Annotated in this window: 23 protein-coding genes and 5 tRNA genes; 17 read left to right on the forward strand and 11 right to left on the reverse strand. The window is 69.9% G+C overall.

Annotation, left to right across the window (positions count from 1 at the left end; all coding sequences use genetic code 11):
• Window positions 1–8 precede the first annotated feature (8 nt).
• From ACIPSJ_RS14990 to ACIPSJ_RS15010, 5 genes are all read right to left on the reverse strand, one after another.
• A complete protein-coding gene (locus tag ACIPSJ_RS14990) occupies window positions 9–3,293 on the reverse strand; it encodes a nitrate- and nitrite sensing domain-containing protein (protein ID WP_401345967.1) in 3,285 nt (1,094 codons plus the stop codon).
• 387 nt (window positions 3,294–3,680) lie between these two features.
• Window positions 3,681–4,256, reverse strand: coding sequence for an ATP/GTP-binding protein (locus tag ACIPSJ_RS14995; RefSeq protein ID WP_046729249.1), 576 nt, complete (start codon window positions 4,254–4,256; stop codon window positions 3,681–3,683).
• Window positions 4,237–4,635, reverse strand: a complete 399-nt coding sequence (locus tag ACIPSJ_RS15000) for a DUF742 domain-containing protein (protein ID WP_019058642.1) — start codon at window positions 4,633–4,635, stop codon at window positions 4,237–4,239. The genes ACIPSJ_RS14995 and ACIPSJ_RS15000 overlap by 20 nt, the downstream gene beginning before the upstream one ends.
• A 110-nt stretch (window positions 4,636–4,745) precedes the next feature.
• On the reverse strand, window positions 4,746–5,159 hold the full coding sequence (locus ACIPSJ_RS15005; protein ID WP_023546525.1) for a roadblock/LC7 domain-containing protein: 414 nt from the start codon (window positions 5,157–5,159) through the stop codon (window positions 4,746–4,748).
• A 9-nt stretch (window positions 5,160–5,168) separates the two neighbouring features.
• Window positions 5,169–9,137 (reverse strand): nitrate- and nitrite sensing domain-containing protein, encoded by a 3,969-nt coding sequence (locus ACIPSJ_RS15010; RefSeq protein WP_401345970.1) that lies wholly within the window; start codon window positions 9,135–9,137, stop codon window positions 5,169–5,171.
• 570 nt (window positions 9,138–9,707) lie between these two features.
• On the opposite strand from ACIPSJ_RS15010, the gene ACIPSJ_RS15015 reads away from it, so the two are divergent.
• The 9 genes from ACIPSJ_RS15015 to ACIPSJ_RS15055 all read left to right on the forward strand — a co-directional run bounded on the left by ACIPSJ_RS15015 (window position 9,708) and on the right by ACIPSJ_RS15055 (window position 13,650).
• Window positions 9,708–9,896 carry a hypothetical protein gene (locus tag ACIPSJ_RS15015; RefSeq protein ID WP_355714315.1) on the forward strand — a complete coding sequence of 63 codons (189 nt, stop codon included), beginning with the start codon at window positions 9,708–9,710 and terminating at the stop codon, window positions 9,894–9,896.
• A gap of 123 nt (window positions 9,897–10,019) precedes the next feature.
• Window positions 10,020–10,805 carry a fumarylacetoacetate hydrolase family protein gene (locus ACIPSJ_RS15020; protein ID WP_355714316.1) on the forward strand — a complete coding sequence of 262 codons (786 nt, stop codon included), beginning with the start codon at window positions 10,020–10,022 and terminating at the stop codon, window positions 10,803–10,805.
• The gene (gene gltX, locus ACIPSJ_RS15025) at window positions 10,789–12,273 is read left to right on the forward strand and encodes a glutamate--tRNA ligase (RefSeq protein WP_401345973.1); all 1,485 of its coding nucleotides are present in this window, start codon (window positions 10,789–10,791) and stop codon (window positions 12,271–12,273) included. The genes ACIPSJ_RS15020 and gltX overlap by 17 nt, the downstream gene beginning before the upstream one ends.
• 78 nt (window positions 12,274–12,351) lie before the next feature.
• Window positions 12,352–13,083, forward strand: coding sequence for an HAD family hydrolase (locus ACIPSJ_RS15030; RefSeq protein WP_401345975.1), 732 nt, complete (start codon window positions 12,352–12,354; stop codon window positions 13,081–13,083).
• 91 nt (window positions 13,084–13,174) lie between these two features.
• Window positions 13,175–13,246 (forward strand) — tRNA-Gln (locus ACIPSJ_RS15035).
• Window positions 13,247–13,267: 21 nt separating this feature from the next.
• Window positions 13,268–13,340 (forward strand) — tRNA-Glu (locus ACIPSJ_RS15040).
• Window positions 13,341–13,368: 28 nt separating this feature from the next.
• Window positions 13,369–13,441 (forward strand) — tRNA-Glu (locus ACIPSJ_RS15045).
• Window positions 13,442–13,462: 21 nt separating this feature from the next.
• A tRNA-Gln gene (locus tag ACIPSJ_RS15050) sits at window positions 13,463–13,534 on the forward strand.
• Between the two features lie 43 nt (window positions 13,535–13,577).
• Window positions 13,578–13,650 (forward strand) — tRNA-Glu (locus tag ACIPSJ_RS15055).
• 56 nt (window positions 13,651–13,706) lie between these two features.
• On the opposite strand, the gene ACIPSJ_RS15060 is transcribed toward ACIPSJ_RS15055, so the two are convergent.
• Window positions 13,707–14,351, reverse strand: a complete 645-nt coding sequence (locus ACIPSJ_RS15060; RefSeq protein WP_401345978.1) for a MerR family transcriptional regulator — start codon at window positions 14,349–14,351, stop codon at window positions 13,707–13,709.
• Window positions 14,352–14,441: 90 nt separating this feature from the next.
• Here ACIPSJ_RS15060 and ACIPSJ_RS15065 point away from each other — a divergent pair, with 90 nt between their 5' ends.
• Complete coding sequence (locus tag ACIPSJ_RS15065; RefSeq protein WP_401345980.1) at window positions 14,442–14,942, forward strand: DUF4188 domain-containing protein; 501 nt, start codon at window positions 14,442–14,444, stop codon at window positions 14,940–14,942.
• 238 nt (window positions 14,943–15,180) lie between these two features.
• Here the strand turns inward: ACIPSJ_RS15065 and ndgR are convergent, their stop codons facing one another.
• Window positions 15,181–15,897 (reverse strand): IclR family transcriptional regulator NdgR, encoded by a 717-nt coding sequence (gene ndgR / locus ACIPSJ_RS15070; RefSeq protein WP_089098541.1) that lies wholly within the window; start codon window positions 15,895–15,897, stop codon window positions 15,181–15,183.
• A 205-nt stretch (window positions 15,898–16,102) separates the two neighbouring features.
• Between ndgR and leuC the strand changes: the two genes are divergently transcribed.
• The 4 genes from leuC to ACIPSJ_RS15090 all read left to right on the forward strand — a co-directional run bounded on the left by leuC (window position 16,103) and on the right by ACIPSJ_RS15090 (window position 19,402).
• A complete protein-coding gene (gene leuC / locus ACIPSJ_RS15075; RefSeq protein WP_401345981.1) occupies window positions 16,103–17,527 on the forward strand; it encodes a 3-isopropylmalate dehydratase large subunit in 1,425 nt (474 codons plus the stop codon).
• 6 nt (window positions 17,528–17,533) lie between these two features.
• Window positions 17,534–18,127 carry a 3-isopropylmalate dehydratase small subunit gene (leuD, locus tag ACIPSJ_RS15080; RefSeq protein WP_359221500.1) on the forward strand — a complete coding sequence of 198 codons (594 nt, stop codon included), beginning with the start codon at window positions 17,534–17,536 and terminating at the stop codon, window positions 18,125–18,127.
• Window positions 18,128–18,413: 286 nt separating this feature from the next.
• Window positions 18,414–18,644: a hypothetical protein gene (locus ACIPSJ_RS15085; protein ID WP_355714330.1), complete on the forward strand. Its 231-nt coding sequence runs from the start codon at window positions 18,414–18,416 to the stop codon at window positions 18,642–18,644.
• Window positions 18,645–18,784: 140 nt separating this feature from the next.
• A complete protein-coding gene (locus tag ACIPSJ_RS15090; RefSeq protein WP_359221502.1) occupies window positions 18,785–19,402 on the forward strand; it encodes an HU family DNA-binding protein in 618 nt (205 codons plus the stop codon).
• Between the two features lie 95 nt (window positions 19,403–19,497).
• Here the strand turns inward: ACIPSJ_RS15090 and ACIPSJ_RS15095 are convergent, their stop codons facing one another.
• Both ACIPSJ_RS15095 and cofC read right to left on the reverse strand, forming a co-directional pair.
• Window positions 19,498–19,701 carry a hypothetical protein gene (locus ACIPSJ_RS15095; RefSeq protein ID WP_359221504.1) on the reverse strand — a complete coding sequence of 68 codons (204 nt, stop codon included), beginning with the start codon at window positions 19,699–19,701 and terminating at the stop codon, window positions 19,498–19,500.
• A gap of 10 nt (window positions 19,702–19,711) precedes the next feature.
• Window positions 19,712–20,350 carry a 2-phospho-L-lactate guanylyltransferase gene (gene cofC, locus ACIPSJ_RS15100; protein ID WP_359221506.1) on the reverse strand — a complete coding sequence of 213 codons (639 nt, stop codon included), beginning with the start codon at window positions 20,348–20,350 and terminating at the stop codon, window positions 19,712–19,714.
• Window positions 20,351–20,505: 155 nt separating this feature from the next.
• Between cofC and ACIPSJ_RS15105 the strand changes: the two genes are divergently transcribed.
• Genes ACIPSJ_RS15105 through ACIPSJ_RS15115 form a run of 3 tightly spaced genes read left to right on the forward strand, consistent with a single transcriptional unit; the run spans window position 20,506 to window position 23,560 of the window.
• A complete protein-coding gene (locus ACIPSJ_RS15105) occupies window positions 20,506–21,336 on the forward strand; it encodes a lysophospholipid acyltransferase family protein (RefSeq protein ID WP_401345985.1) in 831 nt (276 codons plus the stop codon).
• A complete protein-coding gene (locus tag ACIPSJ_RS15110) occupies window positions 21,333–22,343 on the forward strand; it encodes an NAD(P)H-dependent glycerol-3-phosphate dehydrogenase (RefSeq protein WP_355714345.1) in 1,011 nt (336 codons plus the stop codon). Before ACIPSJ_RS15105 ends, ACIPSJ_RS15110 begins: the two co-directional genes overlap by 4 nt.
• 59 nt (window positions 22,344–22,402) lie before the next feature.
• A complete protein-coding gene (locus tag ACIPSJ_RS15115) occupies window positions 22,403–23,560 on the forward strand; it encodes a D-alanine--D-alanine ligase family protein (protein ID WP_401345988.1) in 1,158 nt (385 codons plus the stop codon).
• A gap of 125 nt (window positions 23,561–23,685) precedes the next feature.
• On the opposite strand, the gene ACIPSJ_RS15120 is transcribed toward ACIPSJ_RS15115, so the two are convergent.
• A complete protein-coding gene (locus ACIPSJ_RS15120; RefSeq protein WP_401345990.1) occupies window positions 23,686–24,174 on the reverse strand; it encodes a DUF3515 domain-containing protein in 489 nt (162 codons plus the stop codon).
• 20 nt (window positions 24,175–24,194) lie between these two features.
• Entirely contained in the window at window positions 24,195–24,428 is a 234-nt protein-coding gene (locus tag ACIPSJ_RS15125; RefSeq protein ID WP_355714353.1) for an Lrp/AsnC ligand binding domain-containing protein, read from the reverse strand.
• Window positions 24,429–24,540 lie beyond the last annotated feature (112 nt).

The following is a 24,540-nucleotide window of genomic DNA, read 5'->3' on the forward strand; positions in this document are numbered from 1 at the left end:
GGCTCACACTAACGCTCCTGGTTGTAGGTGCTGTCAGGACCGAAGCCCTGGCCGTTCGTTTCACTGCCTGCGTTGCGCCCGCGCTCGACGCCGCGACGCAGGTTGCTCAGCCTGCCCCGGATGTCCTCCGGGGCGCGGGAGACCTGTGGGCCTCCCTGAGGGGTGCTCTCGGCGGCTCCCTCGACCAGGTTGGCCTTGGGCACCCGCCTCGGCAGGCCTGAGGAGGTGACCCCGCCCGCCTTGGGCTTGCGCAGCTGCGAGGCCTGCTGCCAGCGCTCGTCGTTCTGGGAACGCCAGTTGCTGTCGCCGCCCGTCGCCGGAGCCGGTGCCGCCGGTGCGGGATGAGTCTGCTGTGCGGCCGGTGCCTGCTGTACGGGACCCGTGCCGTTCGCGTGGCCCGTGCCGCCGCCGGTGGAGCCCCGGCGGGGCAGCCCGGCATCGGTCAGCTGGTGGCCTGCGGAAGGGGCCGCTCCCGGACGGTCGAAGCCTACGCGGTTCCGCTCGTCCACGTCACCGGCCTGCACCGATTCCGCTTCCGGAGCGTACTGGGCCGGGTAGCCGTTCTGGTAACCGTCCTGCTGCGGCCAGTCGTCCTGGTAGGACTGCTGCTCGCCGAAGGCCGGGAAGGACTCGGAGGCGGCGGCGTGCGCGGCCGCGGGCTTCTCCTGGACCGGTTCCGGATAGGCGGGCTCGGGGTAGCCGCCGCCGGTGGAGAAGGCGTCCGGCGAGAACGGGTCGTTCTGCGGCAGGCCGCCGTTCGGCGCGTAGTACTGCTGCTCGTCGTACGCGCCCTGCGACTGCTCCTGGTACGCCGCCGGGGAGTCGAAGCCCGCGGGCTGCTCCTGGAAGGCCGTACCGGCGCTGTCGTAGCCCTGCCGGCCCCTGTCGAACTCGTCGACGTACGACGGGATCTCAGAGGTCTCCTGAGGGCTCTGCGGGGCCTCTGCGCCCTGCGCGGGCCCCGCCTGGGCCTCCAGGGCCGCACGGCGCTCCTCGCGCATCAGGGAGCGGCCGACGGGGTCCAGGTCGCGGATGTCGTCGGGGACCTCCACGTACCGGCTGTCGTCGAAGCCGAGTTCGGCGGCCGTACGCATCGGCTGGAGCTGCGGCTGGCTGAAGTTCTCGGCCTGGAACTGCTGCTCCGGGATGATCTGCGAGACGGTGAACTCGTCGCGGTCCAGCTGCTGTTCGCCGCCACCGCCGTGGGTGATCGCGTCCGGCAGCATGACCAGCGAGGTGGTGCCGGCCTGCTCGCCCGAGGGGCGCAGCTGGACCCGGATGCCGTGCCGGTCGGACAGCCGGCCGACCACGAAGAGGCCCATGCGCTGGGAGATCGCGGCGTCCACGGTCGGCGGGTTGGCCAGCTTGTGGTTGATGTCCGCGAAGTCCTCGGCGGTGAGGCCGATGCCCTTGTCGTGGATCTCGATCATGATGCGGCCGTCGGGGAGACGGGTCGCGGTGACGCGGACCTTGGTCTGCGGGGAGGAGAACGTCGTCGCGTTCTCCAGGAGCTCGGCCAGCAGGTGCACGAGGTCGGTGACCGCGCGGCCGTGGATCTCGGCCTCCGGGACGCCGGACAGCTCGACACGCTCGTACTGCTCCACCTCGGAGGAGGCGGCGCGCAACACGTCGACCAGCGGGACCGGCTGGTCCCAGCGGCGGCCCGGCTCCTCGCCGGCGAGGACCAGGAGGTTCTCGCCGTTGCGGCGCATACGGGTCGCGAGGTGGTCCAGGCGGAAGAGGTTCTCCAGCTGGTCCGGGTCGGCCTCGTTGTTCTCCAGGTCGGTGATCAGGGTCAGCTGGCCCTCGATCAGCGACTGGTTGCGGCGCGACAGGTTGGTGAAGATCGCGTTGATGTTGCCCCGCAGCAGGGCCTGCTCGGCGGCGAGCCGCACGGCCTCGCGGTGGACCTGGTCGAAGGCGCGGGCGACTTCGCCGATCTCGTCGGTCGTGCTGATGGGGATCGGTGCCACCCGGGTGTCGACCCGGCCGGGGTCGGTGCGGGAGAGCTGGTCGACCAGCATCGGCAGGCGCTGCTCGGCGATGCCGAACGCGGCGTTGCGCAGCTGGCGCATCGAGCGGGACATCTGGCGGGCCACCATGCCGGCCAGGATGAACGCCGCGAGCAGCGCGACCACGACCGCGGCACCGGTGATGAACGCCGAGGTCTTGGCGTCGTCGGCGATGCCGGAGGCCTCGCTCACCGCCTTGTCGGCCATGTCCGACTCGATGGTGCGGTAGGCGTTGTACTTGAGGGTGTTGACCGCCCACCAGTTCTCGGCGGTGATGCCCTTGGTGGCCAGCGCCTGCCGGGTGGACGGGTCGGTGTTCTGCAGCGTCGCGAGCGCCGAGACCATCGCGGTCGAGTTGGACGGCGGGGCCACGTAGTTCGGGTCCTTGGCCTTGGCCTGCTGGACCATCGCCGCGCCGTCGCTCTTGATCTTCTTCTGGAGATCGGTCAGCTTCTGCGCGTCCGCCTCGGTACCACCGCCGATGTACTCCTCGACGGCGATGCCTTCGAGGTAGGCGTACGAGGAGAGGGCGACGCGCTGCGAGGCCAGGTTGCCGGCGTCCGGGCCGGGCTTGATCAGCAGGTGCATGCCGATCGAGCGCTCCAGCGACAGCGCCGCCTTGGTGAGCGAGATGGCGTAGACGGTACGGCCGTAGGACGTGATGTTTCCGGTGCCCAGGCCGAGCTCGTTGGCGAACTCCATCAGGGGGTGCGCGATCTGCGTGTACCCCTCTTCGGTCTGCACACCGGTGAGATCGGTGGTGTACGCGGCCTTACGCAGGTTCGTGAGCGAGGGCTCCGCCTCACGGAACAGCTTCAGACGGCGTTCCAGACCGGCCTTCTGCGGCATGTTCTGCGCCGCCGCGTCGAAGGCGTCGGCGGCCTTGTCGGTCTCCGCGCGTGCCGCGGTGACCGTGGCCTTGTCCTTGTTCAGGAGCAGCGGCGCCGCGGTGATGTCACGCTCGTTGTAGAGGGCGTCGCCGTAGCTGAGGGCGGCACGGACCAGGCGCGCGGTGTTCTCCGCGTCCTGGGCTTCCTGCCAGGTGTCGATGGAGCTCTTCACCTGGAAGCCGCCCATCACGAGGCCGACGACCACGGGTATGAGCAGAATCGCGTTCAGCCTGGTCGGCACGCGCCAGTTCCGCGGGGAGAAGCGACCGCCGCTCTTCGCGGGCGCGGCCGGTGGTTCCGCGGCTGGCACAGGGGTGGGCGCCGCAGCGCGCGGCGGCGGGGTGAAGTTGCCCCGTGCCGACGGCTCGGGACCGTTCTTGCTTCGCCTCACTCGACCAACAACCTCTCGGCGGCGGGCACCTGTCGTCGTGCCGCAGTCTCTCAGAGCCCGGTGTGTCACAGACCACTACTCAGTACGTCTTTGACTATTGGGCAGTTCAGGCATTCCAGCACGGGGGCCTGCGCACTTCCAAACACCGGAAACCGGCGGAGTACGCTGATGTAAGCCCCAGATAAAACGGTCATAAAGAGCGAGCCCCGCCAAAAGGCGGGGCCGATGTGAGCGCAGCGGTACCGCGTGACCGCGACGCGTGGCGATACCACTGGATTCCTCTGCCGAAACGTTATGAACACCGGAGCCGACCGTGTCAAAGGCCACAGTCGGCTCCGGTTTCCTTACGACAACTGTCGTATGCGACGTCGGACTTGCCTACGCCTACTACCGCAGTCGTGCCATGAGGGCGTGCTCCACCAAGGTGATCAGCGCGCTCTTCGCGTCCGCGCGGTGCCGGGCGTCCGTCGTGATGATGGGCGCGTCCGGTCCGATCTGCAGCGCCTCGCGCACCTCTTCCGGAGTGTAGGGCTGGTGCCCGTCGAAGCCGTTGAGGGCGATGACGAACGGCAGGCCGCTGTTCTCGAAGTAGTCGACCGCGGGGAAGCAGTCGGCGAGGCGGCGGGTGTCGACCAGGACGACGGCGCCGATGGCGCCCCTGACCAGGTCGTCCCACATGAACCAGAACCGGTCCTGGCCGGGCGTGCCGAACAGGTACAGGATCAGGTCCTGGTCCAGGGTGATACGGCCGAAGTCCATGGCCACCGTGGTGGTGGTCTTGTCCCCGGTGTGGGTCAGGTCGTCGATGCCCGCCGAGGCGGACGTCATCACGGCCTCCGTGCGCAGCGGGTTGATCTCGGAGACCGCTCCCACGAACGTGGTCTTGCCGACGCCGAAGCCGCCCGCCACCACGATCTTCGCGGAGGTGGTGGCCCGGCCTCCGTCAGAGCTTGCGAAGTCCACTGAGCACCCTTTCGAGCAGCGTCACGTCCGGTGCGCCGCCGTTGTTCTCGTCGCCGCCCGGCTGGTGGATGGCGACCAGGCCGGCCTCGGCGAGGTCGGCCACCAGGATCCGGGCCACGCCGAGCGGCATGGCGAGCAGGGCCGACACCTCGGCCACCGACTTCACCTCACGGCACAGGTGGCAGATGCGCTGGTGCTCCGGGAGCAGCCCCATGAGCGCTGCCGGGTCGGCCGTGGTGCTGATCAGCGCCTCGATGGCGAGCTGGTAGCGCGGCCGGGTCCGGCCGCCGGTCATCGCGTAAGGACGTACCAGCGGCTGGTCGCCCTCGTCCCCGTACGGCTCCGCGTACGGATCATGAGAGGCGGTGGGCGGGGTCATCGTTCCTCCGGGCGGGACAGCAAGTCGGTCAGTCGTGCCGTCGGACGTGGCCGGTGGGGGGATTGTGGCGGCCGGACGGTGATTTGGTGAGGTGGGTTGGATCCAGGCTGTCAGTGGAGCAGACTGCCTTGCAGTTCGGCGCGCAGATCGGGCGTGAGCACCGCGCCCGCGCGGTCGACCAGCAGTGCCATCTCGTAGCCGACGAGGCCGATGTCGCACTCCGGGTGGGCCAGTACGGCGAGGGACGAGCCGTCGGAGACGGACATCAGGAAAAGGAAGCCGCGTTCCATCTCGACGACCGTCTGCGCCACGGTGCCGCCCTCGAAGATCCGGGAGGCCCCGGCCGTCAGCGAGGTGAGCCCGGACGCGACGGCCGCCAGCTGGTCGGCACGGTCGCGGGGGAAGCCTTCGGACATCGCCAGAAGGAGGCCGTCGGCGGACACGACGACGGTGTGGGACACCCCCGGGGTGTTGTCCACGAAGTTGGTGATCAACCAGTTGAGGTTCTGTGCCGCCTGGCTCATCGGACTCAACTAACGCTCCTGCTGGTGAGTGGGGTTCGGGAAGCTGCCGGTCTGCTGGCCGGGTGCGGCCTGCCTACCCTGCGCGATACCCCGACGGAGATTGGTCAGCCGGCCGCGGACGTCATCAGGCGCACGCGAGACCTGCGGACCGGTGTGGTGCTGTTGCTGCTGCGCCGTGCCCGGCACGAGGTTCGCCCGGGGCACCCGGCGCGGCAGACCGGAGGTGGTGACACCGCCCGCCGCCGGCTGCCGTACACGCTCCGCCTGCCGGACGAGGTCGTCGTTCGGAGAGGTGCGCCAGGCTGCCTGGGCGGGACGCTGGGGGGCCGCGGCCGCGGGGGCCGGCGGCTGGGTGGGCAGCGGCGGAATCGACGCCGGGCCGTTCCCGTTGGTGTTGCCGTTGCTCTGCGGCTGCTGCTGGTCCTGCTGGCCGCCGTGGAACCAGTTGGTCTCCAGCGTGTCGTACAGCGGGGTACGACCGTCACCGGGACCGCTGGCCGGCGGCAGCGCCTCGGGCTCCTGGCGGGCCGGCGGGACCGGCGGACGCTGGGCGGCGCCGAAGTCGGCACCGCGTCCGTTGGTCTGCGGGCGCTCGAACTGACCCGTGGTGTGCTGGCCGTTGCCGTTCTGGCCGTTGCCGTTCTGGCCGTGGTTCCCGTAGCCGTTCTGGCGGCCGGGCAGGGAGTGCTGTCCGGTGGAGCCACCGTCGAAGGACGGCGTGGCGAACTGGCCGGTGGAGCCGTTGTCGTAGGCCTGCGGTGCGGCGTACTGCCCGGTGTTCTGGGCCCCCGCCTGCGAGCCGCCCGATCCGCCGAAGACGTCGGAGCGGACGAACTGGCCCGAGTCCTGCTGGCCGTTGACGTTCGGGCGGGGGAACGAGCCGGTGTCGTGCTGGCCGTTCACGTTCGGGCGCGGGAACGATCCCGTGTCCTGCGGTCCGTTCGCGCCGGGCCGCGGGTACGAGCCGGTGCTCTGCGGGCCGGTCGTGCCCGGTCGCGGGTACGAGCCGGTGTTCTGCGAGCCGTTCGGCGCGTTGAAGTCCGGGCGGGGGAACTCGCCGGTCGACGAGGCCTGCGGGATCGCCGGCATCTGCGAGGTGGCGCCGAGATCCTGCCGGTCGTCGATGCGGGGCATCTGCGCGGTGTGGCTCGGGTCCTCGTCGTGGCCGCGCGGGGTGTCCAGCGAGGCACGGGAGAGCGGCGGCTGGGCGTTGTCGTCGCTCCAGCTGGGTCGGCCCTGCGGCGGGTTGCCGCCGGGCAGTTCGGCCCGCGGGCCACCGCGCGGCGGCAGCTGGGGCTGACGGCCCTGGTCGGAGGAGTTCGCGGAGCGCTGCGGCGGGACCGGGCCACGGTTGCCGAAGGCATCCTGACCACCGAAGGGGTCCTGCGGGTTGCCGAACGCGTCCTGGCCGCCGAAGGCACCGCCACCGGACCGGCCCTGCTGCGGGGCCTGCGGTCCACGCGGCGCGCCGCCCTGGGCACCGGGACGGCCGCCGTTCTGGCCCGCGCCGGGCAGCGCGGCCCGGGGACCCTGCCCCGCGCCGACCTGGCCGCGCGGGCCGGCACCGGCACCGAGCAGTCCGCCGCCGGAGGGCCCGCCCGAACCGAGCGCGCCACCGCGTCCGCCGGCCGTACCGGCACCGCCGAGGGCCGGGGCGGGGGCACCCGCGCCGAGCGAACCGCCGGCACCGCCCTGGCCGCCTCCGCGGCGGGCGGCGGACGCACCGGCCGCGGCCTGCGCGGCGGCGGGACCACCGGCGGTCGCCGGGGCGCCGGGCTTGCCGGGAGCGGGCTTCTTGCCGCCCTGGGCGACGTCGACCGGGAGCATGACCAGCGCGGTCGTACCACCGGAGTCGGACGGGCGCAGCTGGATGCGGATGCCGTGCCGCTGGGACAGACGACCGACCACGAACAGACCCATGCGGCGGGAGACCGAGACGTCCACGGTGGGCGGCGAGGCGAGCCGCTCGTTGATCGCCGCGAGGTCCTCGGGGGAGAGGCCGATGCCGGTGTCGTGGATCTCGATCAGCACCCGGCCGTCGGGCAGGGCGTGACCGGTGACCTTGACCTTGGTCTGCGGCGAGGAGAACGAGGTGGCGTTCTCGAGCAGCTCGGCGAGCAGGTGCACGAGGTCGTTGACCACGCGGCCGGCCACTTCGGTGGTCGGCACGGCGGCCAGTTCGATGCGCTCGTACTGCTCCACCTCGGACGCGGCGGCGCGGAGCACGTCGACCAGCGGGACCGGGCGGGTCCAGCGGCGGCCGGGCTCCTCACCCGCGAGGACCAGAAGGTTTTCACCGTTCCGGCGCATACGGGTCGCGAGGTGGTCGAGCTTGAAGAGGGAGGACAGCTGGTCCGGGTCGGCCTCGCGGGACTCCAGTTCGGAGATGAGCGAGAGCTGACGCTGGATGAGGCCCTGGGAGCGGCGCGAGAGGTTGGTGAACATCGCGTTGACGTTGCCCCGCAGGAGGGCCTGCTCGGCGGCGAGGCGGACCGCCTCGCGGTGCACGTCGTCGAAGGCCGCGGCCACCTGGCCGATCTCGTCCCGGGAGTGCACACCGACCGACTCCACGGACGTGTCGACGTCCTGCGGGTCGGACTCGGAGAGCTGCTTGACCAGCTCGGGCAGGCGGTCCTGGGCGACCTTGGTGGCGGTCTCCTGGAGGCGGCGCAGCGAGCGGATCATGGAGCGGGCCACGATGAAGGCGCCGACCAGCGACACGCCGAGGACGAGCAGGATCAGCGCACCGGAGATGATCGCTTCCCGCTCGGAGGAGGAGCGCAGCTCGCGGGCCTTCTGCTCCATGTCCTCAAGCAGGGTGTGCTCGATCTTCTGCATCTGGTCGATCTTGGTCGAGCTGTCGTCCACCCAGTCGCGGTACGACCGCTTGGAGAGCTCGTTCAGACCGTTCTGGGCGCCGAGGGCGCGCTTCGCGTAGGTGTTCGCGGACTCGATCGTCGGGTTGTTCTCGTCGATCGGCTTGAGCAGTTCGGCCGCGTTGCCGGCGTAGATCTTCCGGAAGATCGTGAGCTCGGAGGTCTCGCTCTCCTGGGCCGACTCGCCGTAGAGGCGGTCGTTCTCGGAGAGGTCGCCGGGGCTCGTGTTGTTGGCGGGCAGGGCCGCGGCGATGACGGCGCGCTGCACGGACGCGTACTCCTTGGCGGTGGAGAACGCCGCCAGGGCGCGGGTGCGCTGGATCATCTCCGGGTTGCTGGAGGCCTGAGCCATGTCCTGCGAGAGGTCGATCAGCTGGGTGATCAGCCGGTGGTAGGCCTCGACCGTCTGGGTCGAGTTCTCCTTCTGCTGATACGCGTCCTTGCGGATCTTCGCCAGGTCGTCCAGCTGGCCGGCCAGACCGACGAGGCTGTCGCGGACGCCCTGGAGCTGACCGTTCTTGCTCGCGGTGTCGATTTCCTCGGAGGCGTTGAGGAAGTTCTCGCGGGCCTGGTCGGTGGTCTCCTCGAGGCCCTTGACCGTGACGTCGTTGGTCGACGCGCCGTGCGCCAGCAGACCGGCGGACTTGTCACGCTCGTTCTGGAGCTCCTGGGCCAGCTCGGTGGCCTGCGTGGTCATGTCCGTCAGCAGCTTCATGTTGTCGAGCTGCTGGATGTCGTCGAGCGAGGTGTTGATGCGCACCGCGCCGAGCGTCGTCGCCGCCACCACGGGGAGCGCGAGCAGCGACACCAGGCGTGTGGAGATACGCCAGTTGCGCAGGGCTATCCGCGAGCCGGGGTTCGACGAAGCCTTCGGGGGCTTGATCGTGGGCGTCGGTGTGACGGCCGGCTGGGGGCCCGTGGACCCCGAAGACGCCGATACGGCGGGGCGCCCGGAGCGCTCACCGCCGTCACCGCCACCGCCGGCCGGGGCCGTGCCCGGCCCCAGGTTCTGGGCGTGCTGGGGGGAGGAACCGCGGTCGGTCCCGCCGTGCGCCTCCGGCTCCGCCGGAGCGCTGCCATCCCTCTTGAATCGTCCCTGCACTAGCGTCGCAACCTCTGGACCAGGCGCCCCTCCGCTGAACGGAGGGACACGGTGTCGGCGTTGTACGGGGAGCGCCCTGAATGCGCCCCCTGTTGGTCGTGAGTGTGACCGGCGCTGGCTCCCCCTGTCTCGCCGCCACTCGGCGCTGCGTTGCGCCCCCTGCGCGCCGGCTCGATCCTGCGGCGGTTCCGTGGAATTCCAGCACAGTGCCGGATCTCCAACAAGGGCCGTGGGCCGAGCTGTGACCTCCGTGACAGCGTGTGAGTGACACGTTACGAGATGTCGAAGCCGAGCACGTACATAACGGACGTATCCCTGCCAGTCGCGGGCACGCGAGGGGTGTCCCAGTCGCCATGATCAGGAGCGGAATGACAGCTTCAGTTCGTCAATGTCCGTTTCGTTGCGCTGACTTGTCGGCCTGGAATGACCGGTTTGCCCTCGGCTTCGTGAGCAAACTCACACGCAGATCACAGCCGCTCGACGGCTTCCGTCGGGAATTGGATGTTTAGCCTGGCGCTTTACAAGAGGGAAGTCTCTGCCAACCCACACACGACGGGGTCTCGTACAACCGTGAAGACGACGATGATGTTCCGCAACATAGCCAACCCCCGGCGCACCACCCTCGCCCACCTCAAGGACGCCGAGGAACTGCAGACCCCCGAACTGCCCGAGCACTCCCTCGACCTCCCCGCCCAGACCGCCAACCCCCGGCGCACGATCCTCATGGAGGTCCCGGCCGGGACCTCGGTCGCGGAGTAGTACGAGGCACGGCCGCCGTTCACTCAGCCACCCGGTCACCGGGTTATTCCACGGCGGCCACCCCTCACCACGTTAGCCTGGGGCGTCAGACTCCAGCCGGTTCAGTGAGGGGCGCAGGATCCCGTGCGCATCGCCAGATTCTCCATCGACGGGAACGTCGCCTTCGGCGCGGTCGAGGGTGACAAGCAGGACGAACTCGTCCTCGACATCATCAAGGGCATTCCGTTCACGGACTTCGAGCTCTCCGGGACCAAGGTCCCGCTGAGCAAGGTCCGGCTCCTGCCGCCGGTGCTCCCCAGCAAGGTCGTCGCCTACGGCCGCAACTACGCGGAGCACGCGAAGGAGCTGGGCAACGAGGTCCCGGACGCCCCCTTCGCCTTCTTCAAGCCGTCCACCTCGGTGACCGGCCCCGGCGACGAGATCCAGTACCCGTCCTTCTCCCAGGACCTCCACCACGAGGCCGAACTGGCCGTGGTCATCGGCCGGCTGTGCCGCGAGGTCCCGCGCGAGCGCGTGGCGGACGTCATCCTCGGCTACACCTGCGCCAACGACGTCACCGCCCGGGACGTCCAGAAGCGCGAGAAGCAGTGGGCCCGGGCCAAGGGCTTCGACACCGCCTGCCCGCTCGGCCCCTGGGTGGAGACGGACCTGGACCTCGCCACCGCGTCCGACCTGACGATCCAGCTCACGGTCAACGGCGAACAGCGCCAGCTCGGCCGTACGAGCGAGATGATCCACTCCATCGAGGACCTGATCGTCAACATCACCGAGGCCATGACGCTGCTCCCCGGCGACGTGATCCTCACCGGCACCCCGGCAGGGGTCGGCCCCCTGAACGTCGGCGACGAGGTCGCCGTCACCATCGAAGGCATCGGCACTCTCACCAACAAGGTTGTCAAGCGTGGCTAGCGCACCCGTCCGCGTACGTTTCTGCCCCTCGCCCACCGGTAACCCCCATGTGGGCCTGGTCCGCACCGCCCTGTTCAACTGGGCGTTCGCCCGGCACCACCAGGGCACCCTGGTCTTCCGCATCGAGGACACCGACGCGGCCCGCGACTCCGAGGAGTCGTACAACCAGCTGCTCGACGCGATGCGCTGGCTGGGCTTCGACTGGGACGAGGGCCCCGAGGTCGGCGGCCCGCACGCGCCGTACCGTCAGTCGCAGCGCATGGACATCTACGCCGACGTCGCAGCCAAGCTCCTCGACGCCGGTCACGCCTACCACTGCTACTGCTCCCAGGAGGAGCTGGACACCCGCCGCGAGGCCGCCCGCGCCGCCGGCAAGCCGTCCGGCTACGACGGCCACTGCCGCGACCTGAGCGCCGAGCAGGTCGAGGAGTACCAGGCCCAGGGCCGTACCCCCATCGTCCGCTTCCGGATGCCCGACGAGACGATCACCTTCACGGACCTGGTCCGCGGCGAGCTGACCTTCACCGCGGAGAACGTCCCGGACTACGGCATCGTCCGCGCCAACGGCGCCCCGCTGTACACGCTGGTCAACCCGGTCGACGACGCGCTGATGGAGATCACCCACGTCCTGCGCGGCGAGGACCTGCTCTCCTCCACCCCCCGCCAGATCGCCCTCTACAAGGCGCTGACCGAGCTCGGGATCGCGAAGCAGACCCCGGCCTTCGGCCACCTTCCCTATGTCATGGGCGAGGGCAACAAGAAGCTGTCCAAGCGCGACCCGGAGTCGTCCCTCAACCTCTACCGCGAGCGCGGCTTCCTCCCCGAGGGACTGCTCAACTACCTCTCCCTGCTGGGCTGGTCGCTCTCCGCCGACCAGGACATCTTCTCGGTCGGCGAGATGGTCGCGGCCTTCGACATCGCGGACGTCCAGCCCAACCCGGCCCGCTTCGACCTGAAGAAGTGCGAGGCGATCAACGCCGACCACATCCGCATGCTGGACGTGAAGGACTTCACGGAGCGCTGCGCCCCCTGGCTGAAGGCCCCCTTCGCCCCCTGGGCCCCGGAGGACTTCGACGAGGCGAAGTGGGAGGCGATCGCCCCGCACGCCCAGACCCGTCTCAAGGTGCTCTCCGAGATCACCGACAACGTCGACTTCCTGTTCCTGGCGGAGCCGGTCGTCGACGAGGCGTCGTGGACCAAGGCGATGAAGGAGGGCAGCGACGCCCTGCTGGTCACGGCCCGCGAGAAGCTGGAGTCGGCCGACTGGAGCTCCCCGGAGTCCCTGAAGGAGGCCGTCCTGGCCGCCGGCGAGGCCCACGGCCTCAAGCTCGGCAAGGCCCAGGCCCCGGTCCGGGTGGCCGTCACCGGCCGCACCGTCGGCCTGCCGCTCTTCGAGTCCCTGGAGGTCCTGGGCCAGGAGAAGACGCTGGCGAGGATCGATGCGGCCCTGGCGAAGCTGGCCGCGTAACGCACACGCGGGGGAGGGGCGGCTCCGGTTCATGCCGGTGCCGCCCCTTCGTCGTACCCACCCGGTACCGTCGGCGGTATGACGATCAGGGCCGTGGTCTGGGACGTGGACGACACTCTCTTCGACTACACCGGCGCCGACCGCGAGGGCATGCGGGCGCATCTGGTGGCGGAGGGGCTGCTGCCGGCGTACGGGAGCGCGGAGGCGGCGCTGGTGCGGTGGCGGGAGATCACCGACGGGCAGTGGGCCCGGTTCTCGGCGGGTGAGGTGAGCTTCGAGGGGCAGCGGCGGGACCGGGTGCGGGTCTTCCTGGACGCGGAACTGAGCGACTCCGAGGCCGAGGCCTGGTTCGGCCGCTACCTGACGCACTACGAGGCCGTCTGGGCCCTCTTCCCGGACGTCCTGCCTGCCCTCGACGCGCTCGCGGCCAGCCACCGGCACGCCGTGCTCTCCAACTCCAGCATCCACGTCCAGGACCGCAAGCTGCGCACCCTCGGGGTGCACGACCGCTTCGAGGCCATCCTCTGCGCCGCTGAGCTGGGCGTCTCCAAGCCCGCGGCCGGCGCCTTCCTCGCGGCCTGCGAGGCGCTGGAACTCGCCCCGCACGAGGTGGCGTACGTCGGCGACCATCCGGAGATCGACGGGCGCGGTGCCGCCGACGCCGGGCTGCTGTCGGTGTGGATCGACCGCCATGGGCCGGTGACCGGTGCCGACGCACCGGCGGGGCCGCACCGGATCGCCTCCCTCGCCGAACTGCCCGCGATCCTCCGCGCGGATACCCGTTTTGGAGCCCCGTCCACCTTCAGGTAATGTTCTTCCTGCGCCGCCGGGGAGCGGGCCGAAAGGCCGGAACCGGAGGAGCGAAACTAGAACAAGGTCCCCTCAGGGGCTTGCGTTCCAGTGGCCTATGGTGTAATTGGCAGCACGACTGATTCTGGTTCAGTTAGTCTTGGTTCGAGTCCAGGTAGGCCAGCTCGCAGAGCTCATCTGCAAAGCCCCCGTTGTGTAGCGGCCTAGCACGCTGCCCTCTCAAGGCAGTAGCGCCGGTTCGAATCCGGTCGGGGGTACGGAGATCTTCTACGGATGATCGCTAGGGCCCCCGTTGTGTAGCGGCCTAGCACGCCGCCCTCTCAAGGCGGTAGCGCCGGTTCGAATCCGGTCGGGGGTACGAACTGGTCTAAACCATCATTGGTCTATGGTGTAATTGGCAGCACGACTGATTCTGGTTCAGTTAGTCTTGGTTCGAGTCCAGGTAGACCAGCTCGGACCTGCGGCGTTGTACTTTCAACGCGTGCAGTGTCCACGCCCCCGTTGTGTAGCGGCCTAGCACGCCGCCCTCTCAAGGCGGTAGCGCCGGTTCGAATCCGGTCGGGGGTACTTCAAGAAGGCCCTTCGCTTCGGCGGAGGGCCTTTCTCGTGGCCTCCGCGGCGCCCTACTCGAAGCCGTACCGCCGCGCCGTCTCCTCCTCCTGCGCCAGCCGGTGCAGCGCCTGGAGCATCGGCTCCACCAGCACCGCGCTGGCCACCGCCGCCTCCACCCGCTCCTCCTCCGTCGGATGCGTCTCCAGGAAGTCCAGATCGGCGATCGCCGCCTGATGCATCAACTTCGCACGCGATACGAGGAGTTCGGCGTCCCAGTCGTAGCCGAGCCGGCGGAACGCGGCCACCGCCACCACCAGCTGGCGGTAGGCGGGGGAGATGGTCGTGAGCTGCTTGGCGTTCTCCCAGCCCAGGGTGTCCAGCAGCGCGGCCACCTCCCGGTGCGCGGCCCGCACGCACTCGTCGTCCTCGTCCGGCTCCGGCACCTGCGGCAGCGCCCACAGGGCCGCGCCCACCCGGATCGTCCGGCCCAGCGAGTCGTCGTCGACATGGCCCAGCACCTCACGGATCGTCGCGACGGGAATCCGGCCCACCTGGATCATCGCCCGCACCAGGCGCAGCCGGCGCAGATGCCCCTCGTCGTACTCCGCGGTCGTGGCGTTGACCTGGCGGCCCGGCGGCAACAGCCCTTCGCGCAGGTAGTACTTGATCGTCGCGGCGGACACCCCGCTGCGCTCGCTCAACCGGGCAAGCCGCATGTCTTGCGCCCCTCCTTGGTAAGTGCCACTATCCAAGCACTCAACCAAAGGATAGTGCTGCTATCCGACAGATCCGGGGGTGGTGCCGTCATGTTCGCCAAACCGATTCCGGGGCGGACCACCGCGGCGCGCGAGGGCGACGCGGTGGTCCTGCTGATCGGCATGCGCATCAACCACTTCTGGGCGGTCCACCAGTGGTTCCCGGTCATGCTGTCGATGTTCCGCATGCTGGCCGAACTGGCGCGGGACCCCGGCCGGGGGCTGCTGGGACGCATCCTGCTGACGGCCTCGCCGCGCACGTACTACGTCGTCCAGTACTGGGAGTCCAAGGAGAAGCTGTACGCGTACGCGAGCGAGGTGGGGCTGCTCCACCACAAGGTGTGGGGCGCCGTGAACCGCAAGGAGAAGGCGGGGAAGCTGCGCGCGCACGTGGGCCTGTGGCACGAGACCTACATCGCACCCGAGGGCGCCTACGAGTCGATCTACTTCGACATGCCGGAGTTCGGCCTGGGGGCGGCGAGCGGGGTGGTGCCGGTCGAGCGGCGGGGGCGCTATGCGAAGGACCGGTTCGCTCACCGAAGCGCCCCGTAGGGGCGCGGGGAACTGCGCGACCAGCCACGACGGCGTCGCGGACGGCTGACGGCCTGTGGTGGCGGATTCCGCGCCGTGGGGGCTTCGCGCGGTGGAGCGGGTGCGGGCAGCACGTGGCTGGTCGCGCAGTTCCTCCCCCAGCCTTCGGCCGGGGGTACCCCCAGCGCCCCTGAGTTTCTCTACTCCCCTCGGAAGAGACCTGCCGCGGCGTTGAGGCCGGCCTCTCCCGTCAGGGGTGTCAGCCTGTGCGGCGCAGGGCCTCGGAGAGGCGTGCTGCCGCGTCGATGACGGCCTGGGCGTGCATGCGGCCGGGGTGGCGCGTGAGGCGCTCGATGGGGCCGGAGACGGAGACGGCGGCGACCACCCGGTTGGAAGGGCCGCGCACCGGCGCGGACACCGACGCGACGCCCGGCTCGCGTTCGCCGATGGACTGGGCCCAGCCGCGGCGGCGGACGCCGGAGAGGGCCGTCGCCGTGAAGCGGGCGCCCTGGAGGCCGCGGTGGAGACGCTCGGGCTCCTCCCAGGCCATCAGGATCTGCGCCGAGGAGCCGGCCTTCATGGTGAGCGTGGAGCCGACCGGCACCGTGTCCCGAAGGCCGGACAGGCGTTCCGCGGCGGCCACGCAGATCCGCATGTCGCCCTGCCGGCGATAGAGCTGCGCGCTCTCGCCGGTGATGTCCCGCAGATGCGTGAGCACCGGGCCCGCCGTCGCGAGCAGGCGGTCCTCGCCGGCCGCAGCGGCCAGCTCCGCGAGTCGGGGGCCGAGAATGAAACGGCCCTGCATGTCGCGTGCCACCATGCGGTGGTGTTCCAGAGCCACGGCCAGCCGGTGGGCCGTGGGTCGTGCCAGTCCGGTGGCCCCGACCAGACCCGCGAGGGTGGCCGGACCGGACTCCAGGGCGCTCAGGACAAGGGCCGCCTTGTCCAGCACGCCGACGCCGCTACTGTTGTCCATGCAACGATACTCACGTCTCACTCTGTGAAACGCAAGTTCAATTTTCCGTGGAACGCGCCACCCTGGAATCACACAGTGGCCCGCGGACCAACGGGCCCGGCGGCGGACGCCCGGAACCACGACTTCAGGGGCCCGGAACACGGGCAGCCGCTTCCTCAAGATCTCTAGTTGGGCCGGTGCACGTCTGCCGGCCGGAGGGAAAGCGATGGGTAGGACACTCGCGGAGAAGGTCTGGGACGACCACGTCGTCCGGCGCGCCGAGGGCGAGCCCGACCTCCTCTTCATCGATCTGCACCTGCTGCACGAGGTGACCAGCCCGCAGGCCTTCGACGGGCTGCGTCAGAACGGCCGCCCGGTGCGCCGCCTCGACCTCACCATCGCCACCGAGGACCACAACACCCCGACCCTCGACATCGACAAGCCCATCGCGGACCCGGTCTCCCGGGCCCAGCTGGAGACGCTGCGCAAGAACTGCGCCGAGTTCGGGGTGCGTCTGCACCCGCTGGGCGACGTCGAGCAGGGCGTCGTGCACGTCGTCGGCCCGCAGCTGGGTCTGACGCAGCCGGGTACGACCGTCGTCTGCGGTGACTCCCACACCTCCACGCACGGTGCCTTCGGCGCCCTCGCGTTCGGTATCGGCACCTCCCAGGTGGAGCACGTGCTGGCCACCCAGACGCTGCCGCTGGCCCGCCCGAAGACCATGGCCATCACGGTCGACGGCGAGCTGCCCGACGGCGTCACCGCCAAGGACCTGATCCTGGCGATCATCGCCAAGATCGGTACCGGCGGCGGCCAGGGCTACATCCTGGAGTACCGCGGCGCCGCCATCGAGAAGCTCTCGATGGAGGCCCGGATGACCATCTGCAACATGTCGATCGAGGCCGGCGCCCGCGCGGGCATGATCGCCCCCGACGAGACCACCTTCGCGTACATCAAGGGCCGCGCCCACGCCCCCGAGGGCGAGGACTGGGACGCCGCGGTGGCGTACTGGAAGACCCTGAAGACGGACGAGGACGCGGTCTTCGACGCCGAGGTCCACATCGACGCCGCCGCCCTCTCCCCGTTCGTCACCTGGGGCACCAACCCGGGCCAGGGCGCCCCGCTTTCGGCGGACGTCCCCGACCCGGCTTCGTACGAAGACGCTTCGGAGCGCCTCGCCGCCGAAAAGGCCCTGGAGTACATGGGGTTGGCGGCCGGCCAGCCGCTGCGCTCCATCAAGGTGGACACCGTCTTCGTAGGTTCCTGCACCAACGGGCGGATCGAGGACCTGCGCGCCGCCGCCGAGATCGTCAAGGACCGCAAAGTCGCCGACGGCGTACGGATGCTGGTCGTCCCCGGCTCCGCCCGGGTCGGTCTGCAGGCCGTTTCCGAGGGCCTGGACGTCGTCTTCAAGGACGCCGGCGCCGAATGGCGGCACGCGGGCTGCTCGATGTGCCTCGGCATGAACCCCGACCAGCTGGCCCCGGGTGAGCGCTCCGCGTCCACCTCCAACCGCAACTTCGAGGGCCGGCAGGGCAAGGGCGGGCGTACCCACCTGGTGTCGCCGCAGGTCGCGGCCGCCACGGCCGTCCTGGGCCACCTGGCCTCCCCGGCCGACCTGTCCGACGCCCGTACGCCCGCTGGAGTCTGATCAGCCATGGAAGCATTCACCACGCACACCGGCCGGGCCGTCCCGCTGCGCCGCTCCAACGTCGACACCGACCAGATCATCCCTGCTCACTGGCTCAAGAAGGTGACCCGGGACGGTTTCGAGGACGGTCTGTTCGAGGCCTGGCGCAAGGACGAGAACTTCATCCTCAACCGCCCCGAGCGGCAGGGCGCCACGGTTCTGGTCGCCGGCCCCGACTTCGGCACCGGCTCCTCCCGTGAGCACGCCGTCTGGGCGCTGCAGAACTACGGCTTCAAGACCGTGATCTCCTCCCGCTTCGCCGACATCTTCCGCGGCAACTCGCTGAAGAACGGCCTGCTCACGGTGGTCCTGGACCAGAAGATCGTGGAGGCCCTGCAGGAGCTCTCCGAGAACGACCCCGAGGCCGAGATCACCGTCGACCTGGAGGCCCGCGAGGTGCGCGCCGAGGGCGTCACCGCCTCCTTCGAGCTGGACGAGAACTCCCGCTGGCGGCTGCTGAACGGCCTGGACGACATCTCCATCACCCTCCAGAGCGAGGCGGACATCGCCGTGTACGAGGCCAAGCGTCCGTCGTACAAGCCGCGGACGCTCCAGGTCTGACCCGGCCACCCCCAGGGGTGCCGCCACACAACTGAACACGGCTGTTTTCAGCCACCGCAACACTCCGCCTGTACCCCCGATCGCCACGATTGGGGGTACAGCCATGTCTGCACCCGAACGGACGCTCGCGTTGTCGCAGCTCTTGCCAACTTCCCACGTTAGGGCGGATGTTGTGAGGGTACGTGAGTGCTGTGTCCGTGGCTTCCGCAAGTGCCCGGAAGGCCATTTGAGGCGGCAGTTGCACCCTGCGCAGGCGACAACTCGCCCCAGATGGCACAATCTGTGCATGGAACACGACGGCCAACTCCAGCTCTATGCGGCGGTCGCGGGCCAACTCAAGGAAGCGCACACAAAAGTGCGCGCACTGCAAGTCCCGGAGGGCGTACGGATGGCGCTGACCCGGAAGCTGCTGGTCATTACGGCCGCGGCCAAACACGACGTCGCCGACGCGGCACGGCGGCTCGAACGGTTCAACGCGGACCTCGACGCGGGTCGAATCCCCGAAGAGGAACGCTGACTGGACCGCCCGAGCCGACCGAGTCCGTTGCGGCACAAGGGTGATAAGCCCGTTTCGTGTTTGATTTGCGGTATATATCTGCCTAACGTGCGAAAAAGCTTGAACACATTCGTTCTGGCGATGTCTCCGAAGGGGAAGACGTGAACAAGGCGCAGCTCGTAGAAGCGATTGCCGACAAGATGGGCGGCCGCCAGCAGGCCGCCGAGGCTGTCGACCATGTCCTGGACGCCATCGTCCGCGCGGTCGTCGCAGGTGAGCGGGTCTCGGTCACCGGCTTCGGGTCCTTCGAGAAGGTGGACCGCCCCGCCCGCTACGCCCGCAACCCCCAGACGGGCGAGCGGGTTCGGGTCAAGAAGACCTCCGTGCCGCGCTTCCGGGCCGGCCAGGGCTTCAAGGACCTGGTGAGCGGCTCGAAGAAGCTGCCGCGCGGCGGCGAGGTCGCGGTCAAGAAGGCGCCCAAGGGCAGCCTGACCGGCGGCGCTTCGGCGACGGTCAAGAAGGCGGCGGCGAAGAAGACCACCGCCAAGAAGGTGACCGCGAAGAAGGTCACGGCGAAGAAGGTGACCGCGAAGAAGACCACGGCCGCGGCGAAGAAGACCACGGCGACGGCGAAGAAGACGGCCGCCAAGAAGACCACGGCGACGGCCAAGAAGACGGTCGCGAAGAAGGCGCCGGCCAAGAAGGTCACCGCCAAGAAGGCGCCGGCCAAGAAGTCGACGGCCCGCAAGGCTGTCGCCAAGAAGGCCGCCGCTCGCTGAGCTGCGGAGACGTCGGGTTACTCACGCGACGGGCCGGACTCCCCCGGGGAGTCCGGCCCGCGGTGTGTTCGGGGTGGGGCCCTGAGTTCCTCGCCTCAGAGCGTCTGCAAGGTCACCAGGGTGATCCGGAGGTCTCCTCCGGCCCCCTCCGTCTCGATCCGCACCCGTTGCCCCGGCCTGAGCAGCCGCAGGCCGCCCGCGTCGAAGGCGTTGCCGTCGAACGGGACCGGGGTTCCGTCGTCGAGGAGTACCTGGCCGCTGCGGGTCTCGGGGTCGTACGTGTATGCGGTCGCCTGCATGAAGGGCAGCCTACTGGTCCGGGATCAGCAGGCGGGCGGCCACCGCGGCGGTGCGGGGGCCCACGCCCAGGGCCAGGGCCGCGCGCAGGTCGGCGCCGGTGTCCACGTCCTGGCGGACCGAGTCCACGCCGACCAGGCGCAGTTCCTCGGCGCCCGAGCCGCGGTGGCGGGCGCGGGAATCCGGGCCGAATACGGGCGCCAATTCATGGCCGGGGGTCGCCGCCAGCAGGGTGGTGCCGATTGCCGCGGTGTCCGGGAGAAAAGCACGCGGGAATTCCGCGGCCGCGTCGAGCACCCGGGACAATTCCAGGGGGCGCAGCGCCGGGAGATCGGCGTTCAGGGCCGCCACGGGGCTTTCCGGTCGCGATGCCCGGACGGCCGCCGCCCCGTGCCGCAGTGCCGCGTTCAGGCCGCTTCCCGGCGGGTCCGGGACGATGCGCGCCCCCAGCGCCGACAGTTCGCGGCCGGCCAGCGTGTCGTCCGTGACGACTGCCACATCCTTCACCGACTGGCAGGCCAGGGCGGCCGCCACCGTGTCCTGGGCGAAGGCGAGGGCCAGTGACGGACGGACACCGTCCGCCGCGGTGTCCGCGAGCCTGCTCTTGGCGCGGGCCAGAGGTTTGAGCGGGATGACCAAGGTCCACTGCACAGTCGTACCGTCCCTCCCTTGTTGCCTCATTGTCACCCGGGCCCACCGGGTGGCCGCGACACCGAGGCGTACGGTGTTCTCGACAGGCCGGCGGGCCGGGGCCACACTTCTTCCCGATCCCAGGCCGGGAAGAAGTCCTAGAGGAAGGTGTCCGCGTGCCCCGCCGGAGAATCGGCTTCTGGTACCGCTTCGCTGCGGTGCTCTGCAAACCTCCGCTGGTGGTTCTGATCAAGCGGGACTGGCGTGGAATGGAGAACATTCCGGCCGAGGGCGGTTTTATCACCGCGGTGAACCACAATTCCCACATCGACCCCTTCGCCTACGCCCACTATCAGTACAACACCGGCCGCGTTCCGCGATTCCTGGCGAAGAGCGGGCTTTTCAAGAAGGGATTCGTCGGCGCCGCCATGCGGGGCACCGGCCAGATCCCCGTCTACCGCGAGTCCACCGACGCGCTCAGCGCCTTCCGGGCCGCGATCGACGCCGTGGAGCGCGGCGAGTGCGTCGCCTTCTACCCCGAGGGAACGATCACCCGCGACCCCGACCAGTGGCCCATGGCCGCCAAGACCGGTGCCGCCCGGGTCGCCCTGCAGACCAGGTGCCCGGTGATCCCCGTCGCCCAGTGGGGCGCCAACGAACTGCTGCCGCCGTACGCGAAGAAGCCCAGCGTGCTGCCCCGCAAGACGCACCACGTGCTGGCCGGCCCGCCGGTCGACCTCACCCGCTTCTACGACAAGGAGATGACCCAGGACCTCCTCAAGGAGGCGACCGAGGTCATCATGGCCGCCATCACCCGCCAGCTGGAGGAGATCCGCGGCGAGAAGGCCCCCGAGACCCCCTACGATCCACGCCAGGTGCGGATCGAGCAGCGGCGCCGGGCGCGTGCGTCGCAGAGCGGTCCGGAAGAGTCTCAGAGCGGTCTGGAAGAGTCTCAGAGCGGTCTGGAAGAGTCTCAGAGCGGTCTGGAAGAGGAGAGCGGCAAGTGAGCAAGCCTGCCAAGGCGGCGGTCTTCAGCGCGGGTTCGTGGGGTACGGCCTTCGGGATGGTGCTCGCCGACGCCGGGTGCGACGTCACCCTGTGGGCGCGGCGCGCGGAGGTGGCGGAGGCCATCAACTCCGGCCGTACCAACCCCGACTACCTGCCCGGCGTGGAACTCCCCGAGAACCTGCGGGCCACGACCGACCCCGCCGAGGCCGCGGCCGGCGCCGACTTCACGGTCCTGTCGGTGCCCTCCCAGACCATGCGGGCCAACCTCGCCGACTGGGCGCCGCTGCTCGCGCCCCACACGGTCCTGGTGTCCCTCATGAAGGGCGTCGAACTCGGTACGACCATGCGGATGAGCGAGGTCATCGCGGACGTCGCCAAGGTCGGCCAGGACCGTATCGCCGTGGTCACCGGCCCCAACCTGGCCCGTGAGATCGCCGCCCGGATGCCGGCCGCCGCCGTGGTCGCCTGCACCGACGAGACGGTCGCCCAGCGGCTCCAGGCCGCCTGCCACACCCCGTACTTCCGCCCGTACACCGAGACCGACGTGATCGGGTGCGAGCTGGGCGGTGCCGTGAAGAACGTCATCGGCCTCGCCGTGGGCATCGCGGACGGCATGGGGCTCGGCGACAACGCCAAGGGCTCGCTCATCACGCGCGGCCTGGCGGAGACCGCGCGGCTGGGCAGCGCGCTCGGCGCCGACCCGCTGACCTTCTCCGGACTCGCCGGTCTCGGCGACCTGGTGGCCACCTGCTCCTCGCCGCTCTCCCGCAACCACACCTTCGGCACCAACCTCGGCAAGGGCATGACCCTGGAGGAGACCATCGCGGTCACCCGGCAGACCGCCGAGGGCGTCAAGTCCTGCGAGTCGGTGGCCGATCTGGCCCGCCGGCACGGTGTGGAGATGCCGATCACCGAGACGGTCGTCGACATCGTGCACGAGGGCAAGCCGCCGGTGGTCGCCCTCAAGGAGCTGATGTCGCGCAGCGCGAAGCCCGAGCGACGCTGAGCGAACCCGCACGGCGGACGCTGTCTCGGGGCCCTACCACCGGGTACTCTCAACGCGATATGAGCACCGAGAACCTCCCCCAGAGCCCTGAGCAGCCCGCCCGTAAGCCGCGTGTGGCCGTCGTGTTCGGCGGTCGCAGCTCCGAGCACGGGATCTCCATGGTCACCGCCGGCGCCGTCCTCGCGGCCATCGACCGGACGAAGTACGACGTCCTGCCGATCGGTATCACCCGGGAAGGCCGCTGGGTGCTCACGGCCGACGAACCGGAACGCATGGCGATCTCCGACCGCCGTACGCCCGAGGTCGGCGACCTGGCCGAGTCCACCGAGGGCGGCGTGCTGCTCCCCGTCGACCCGGCCAACCGCGAGGTCGTCTACAGCGAGCCCGGCTCGGTGCCCAAGGCGCTCGGCGAGGTCGACGTCGTCTTCCCGATGCTGCACGGCCCCTACGGCGAGGACGGCACCCTGCAGGGCCTCCTGGAGCTCTCCGGCGTCCCCTACGTCGGCTCGGGCGTGCTCGCCTCGGCCGTCGGCCAGGACAAGGAGTACATGAAGCGGGTGTTCACCACCTTCGGGCTCAAGGTCGGCCCGTACCTGGTGATCCGTCCCCGCGAGTGGCAGCAGGACGAGTCCGCCGCCCGCAAGCGGATCGTCGACTTCGCCGGCGAGCACGGCTGGCCGCTGTTCGTGAAGCCCGCCCGCGCGGGTTCGTCGATCGGCATCACCAAGGTCGACGACCTCTCCGGCCTGGACGAGGCGATCGCCACCGCCCAGGCCCACGACCCGAAGATCCTCGTCGAGGCGGCGCTGCGGGGCCGTGAGATCGAGGTCGGCGTCCTGGAGTTCGAGGACGGCCCGCGCGCCTCGGTCCCGGCCGAGATCCCGCCGCCCTCCGAGCACGCGTACTACGACTTCGACGCCAAGTACATCGACTCCACCCCCGGCATCGTCCCGGCCCCCCTCACCCCCGAGGAGACCGCCGAGGTCCAGAAGCTCGCGGTGGACTCCTTCGAGGCCGCGTCCTGCGAGGGCCTGGTCCGCGCCGACTTCTTCCTCACGGACGACGGCGACTTCGTCATCAACGAGATCAACACCATGCCCGGCTTCACGCCGATCTCGATGTACCCGCAGATGTGGCAGGCGAGCGGTATCGCCTACCCCGAGTTGATCGACCGCCTGGTCCAAGCAGCCCTGAACCGTTCAACCGGGCTTCGCTAGAAACCCCCCGAGCTGAAGCGCCCCGCCAGGGGCGCGGGGCTGTATTCGATTTGCGGCTCTGCCGCGTGGGCGCGAGCAACCACGCACAACCCGCACCCGACGCACTGCTTCAGCCGCTACGGCGCCTAGTCGGCAATCCCCTCAGGCACCGCTTCCTTGACGGCAGGCGCCAAGCTCACCAGCGGCGCCATGCCGTCCCCCGTCCGCCCCGCCGGGATCGTCACCTCGACATACGCCTTCCGCAACGTCGTCGTGAACCGGAACGACTTGTCGGACCGCTGTTCCAGCAGCCACCCCACCCCGTTCACCTCGACCCCGTCGGCCTCCGGATCGGCCATCTTCGCAGGCCGCTCGACACCGCACCGCAGTATGATCGCCGGGTCGCCGCCCCACCCGGCTGTCAGCGGAGAGGCCGGTTCCGGATCGCGTCGGCCCAGCTTGTCGACCTTCGCCGGCAGCACCTGGTCAAGGCGATCGCAGAGCTTCGTGACCGCGGCGCCCGGAGTGGGAACCGCCACCGACGGAGCGTCGTCTGCTGATGAGCAGCCCGCGGCCGCGATCAACAACAGAGCGAACGCGGGCAGACCGAATGGCCGGTGACGGATGAAGTTCACCGGCCAAGCGTAGACGGGGGCTACAGATGGACGACCGGGCAGGTCAGGGTACGCGTGATGCCGTCCACTTGCTGGACTTTCGCGACCACGAGCCGACCGAGTTCGTCGACCGTCTCCGCTTGCGCGCGCACGATGACGTCGTACGGTCCTGTCACATCCTCGGCCTGGAGGACTCCAGGGATCTTGCTGATGATCTCGGCGACGGTCGACGCTTTGCCGACCTCCGTCTGGATCAGGATGTACGCCTGTACCACGGAACCTCCAGGGCGGCCACGAGGATCATGTGGGGAAAAGGAACGGCCACGGTATCGCGTCGCCGCTCACCACGGGGAGACCTGCGAGGACAGGGCTTGCGCGCCAGGGTGC

The organism is Streptomyces sp. NPDC090088 (assembly GCF_044747345.1).
Taxonomy (GTDB): Bacteria; Actinomycetota; Actinomycetes; order Streptomycetales; family Streptomycetaceae; genus Streptomyces.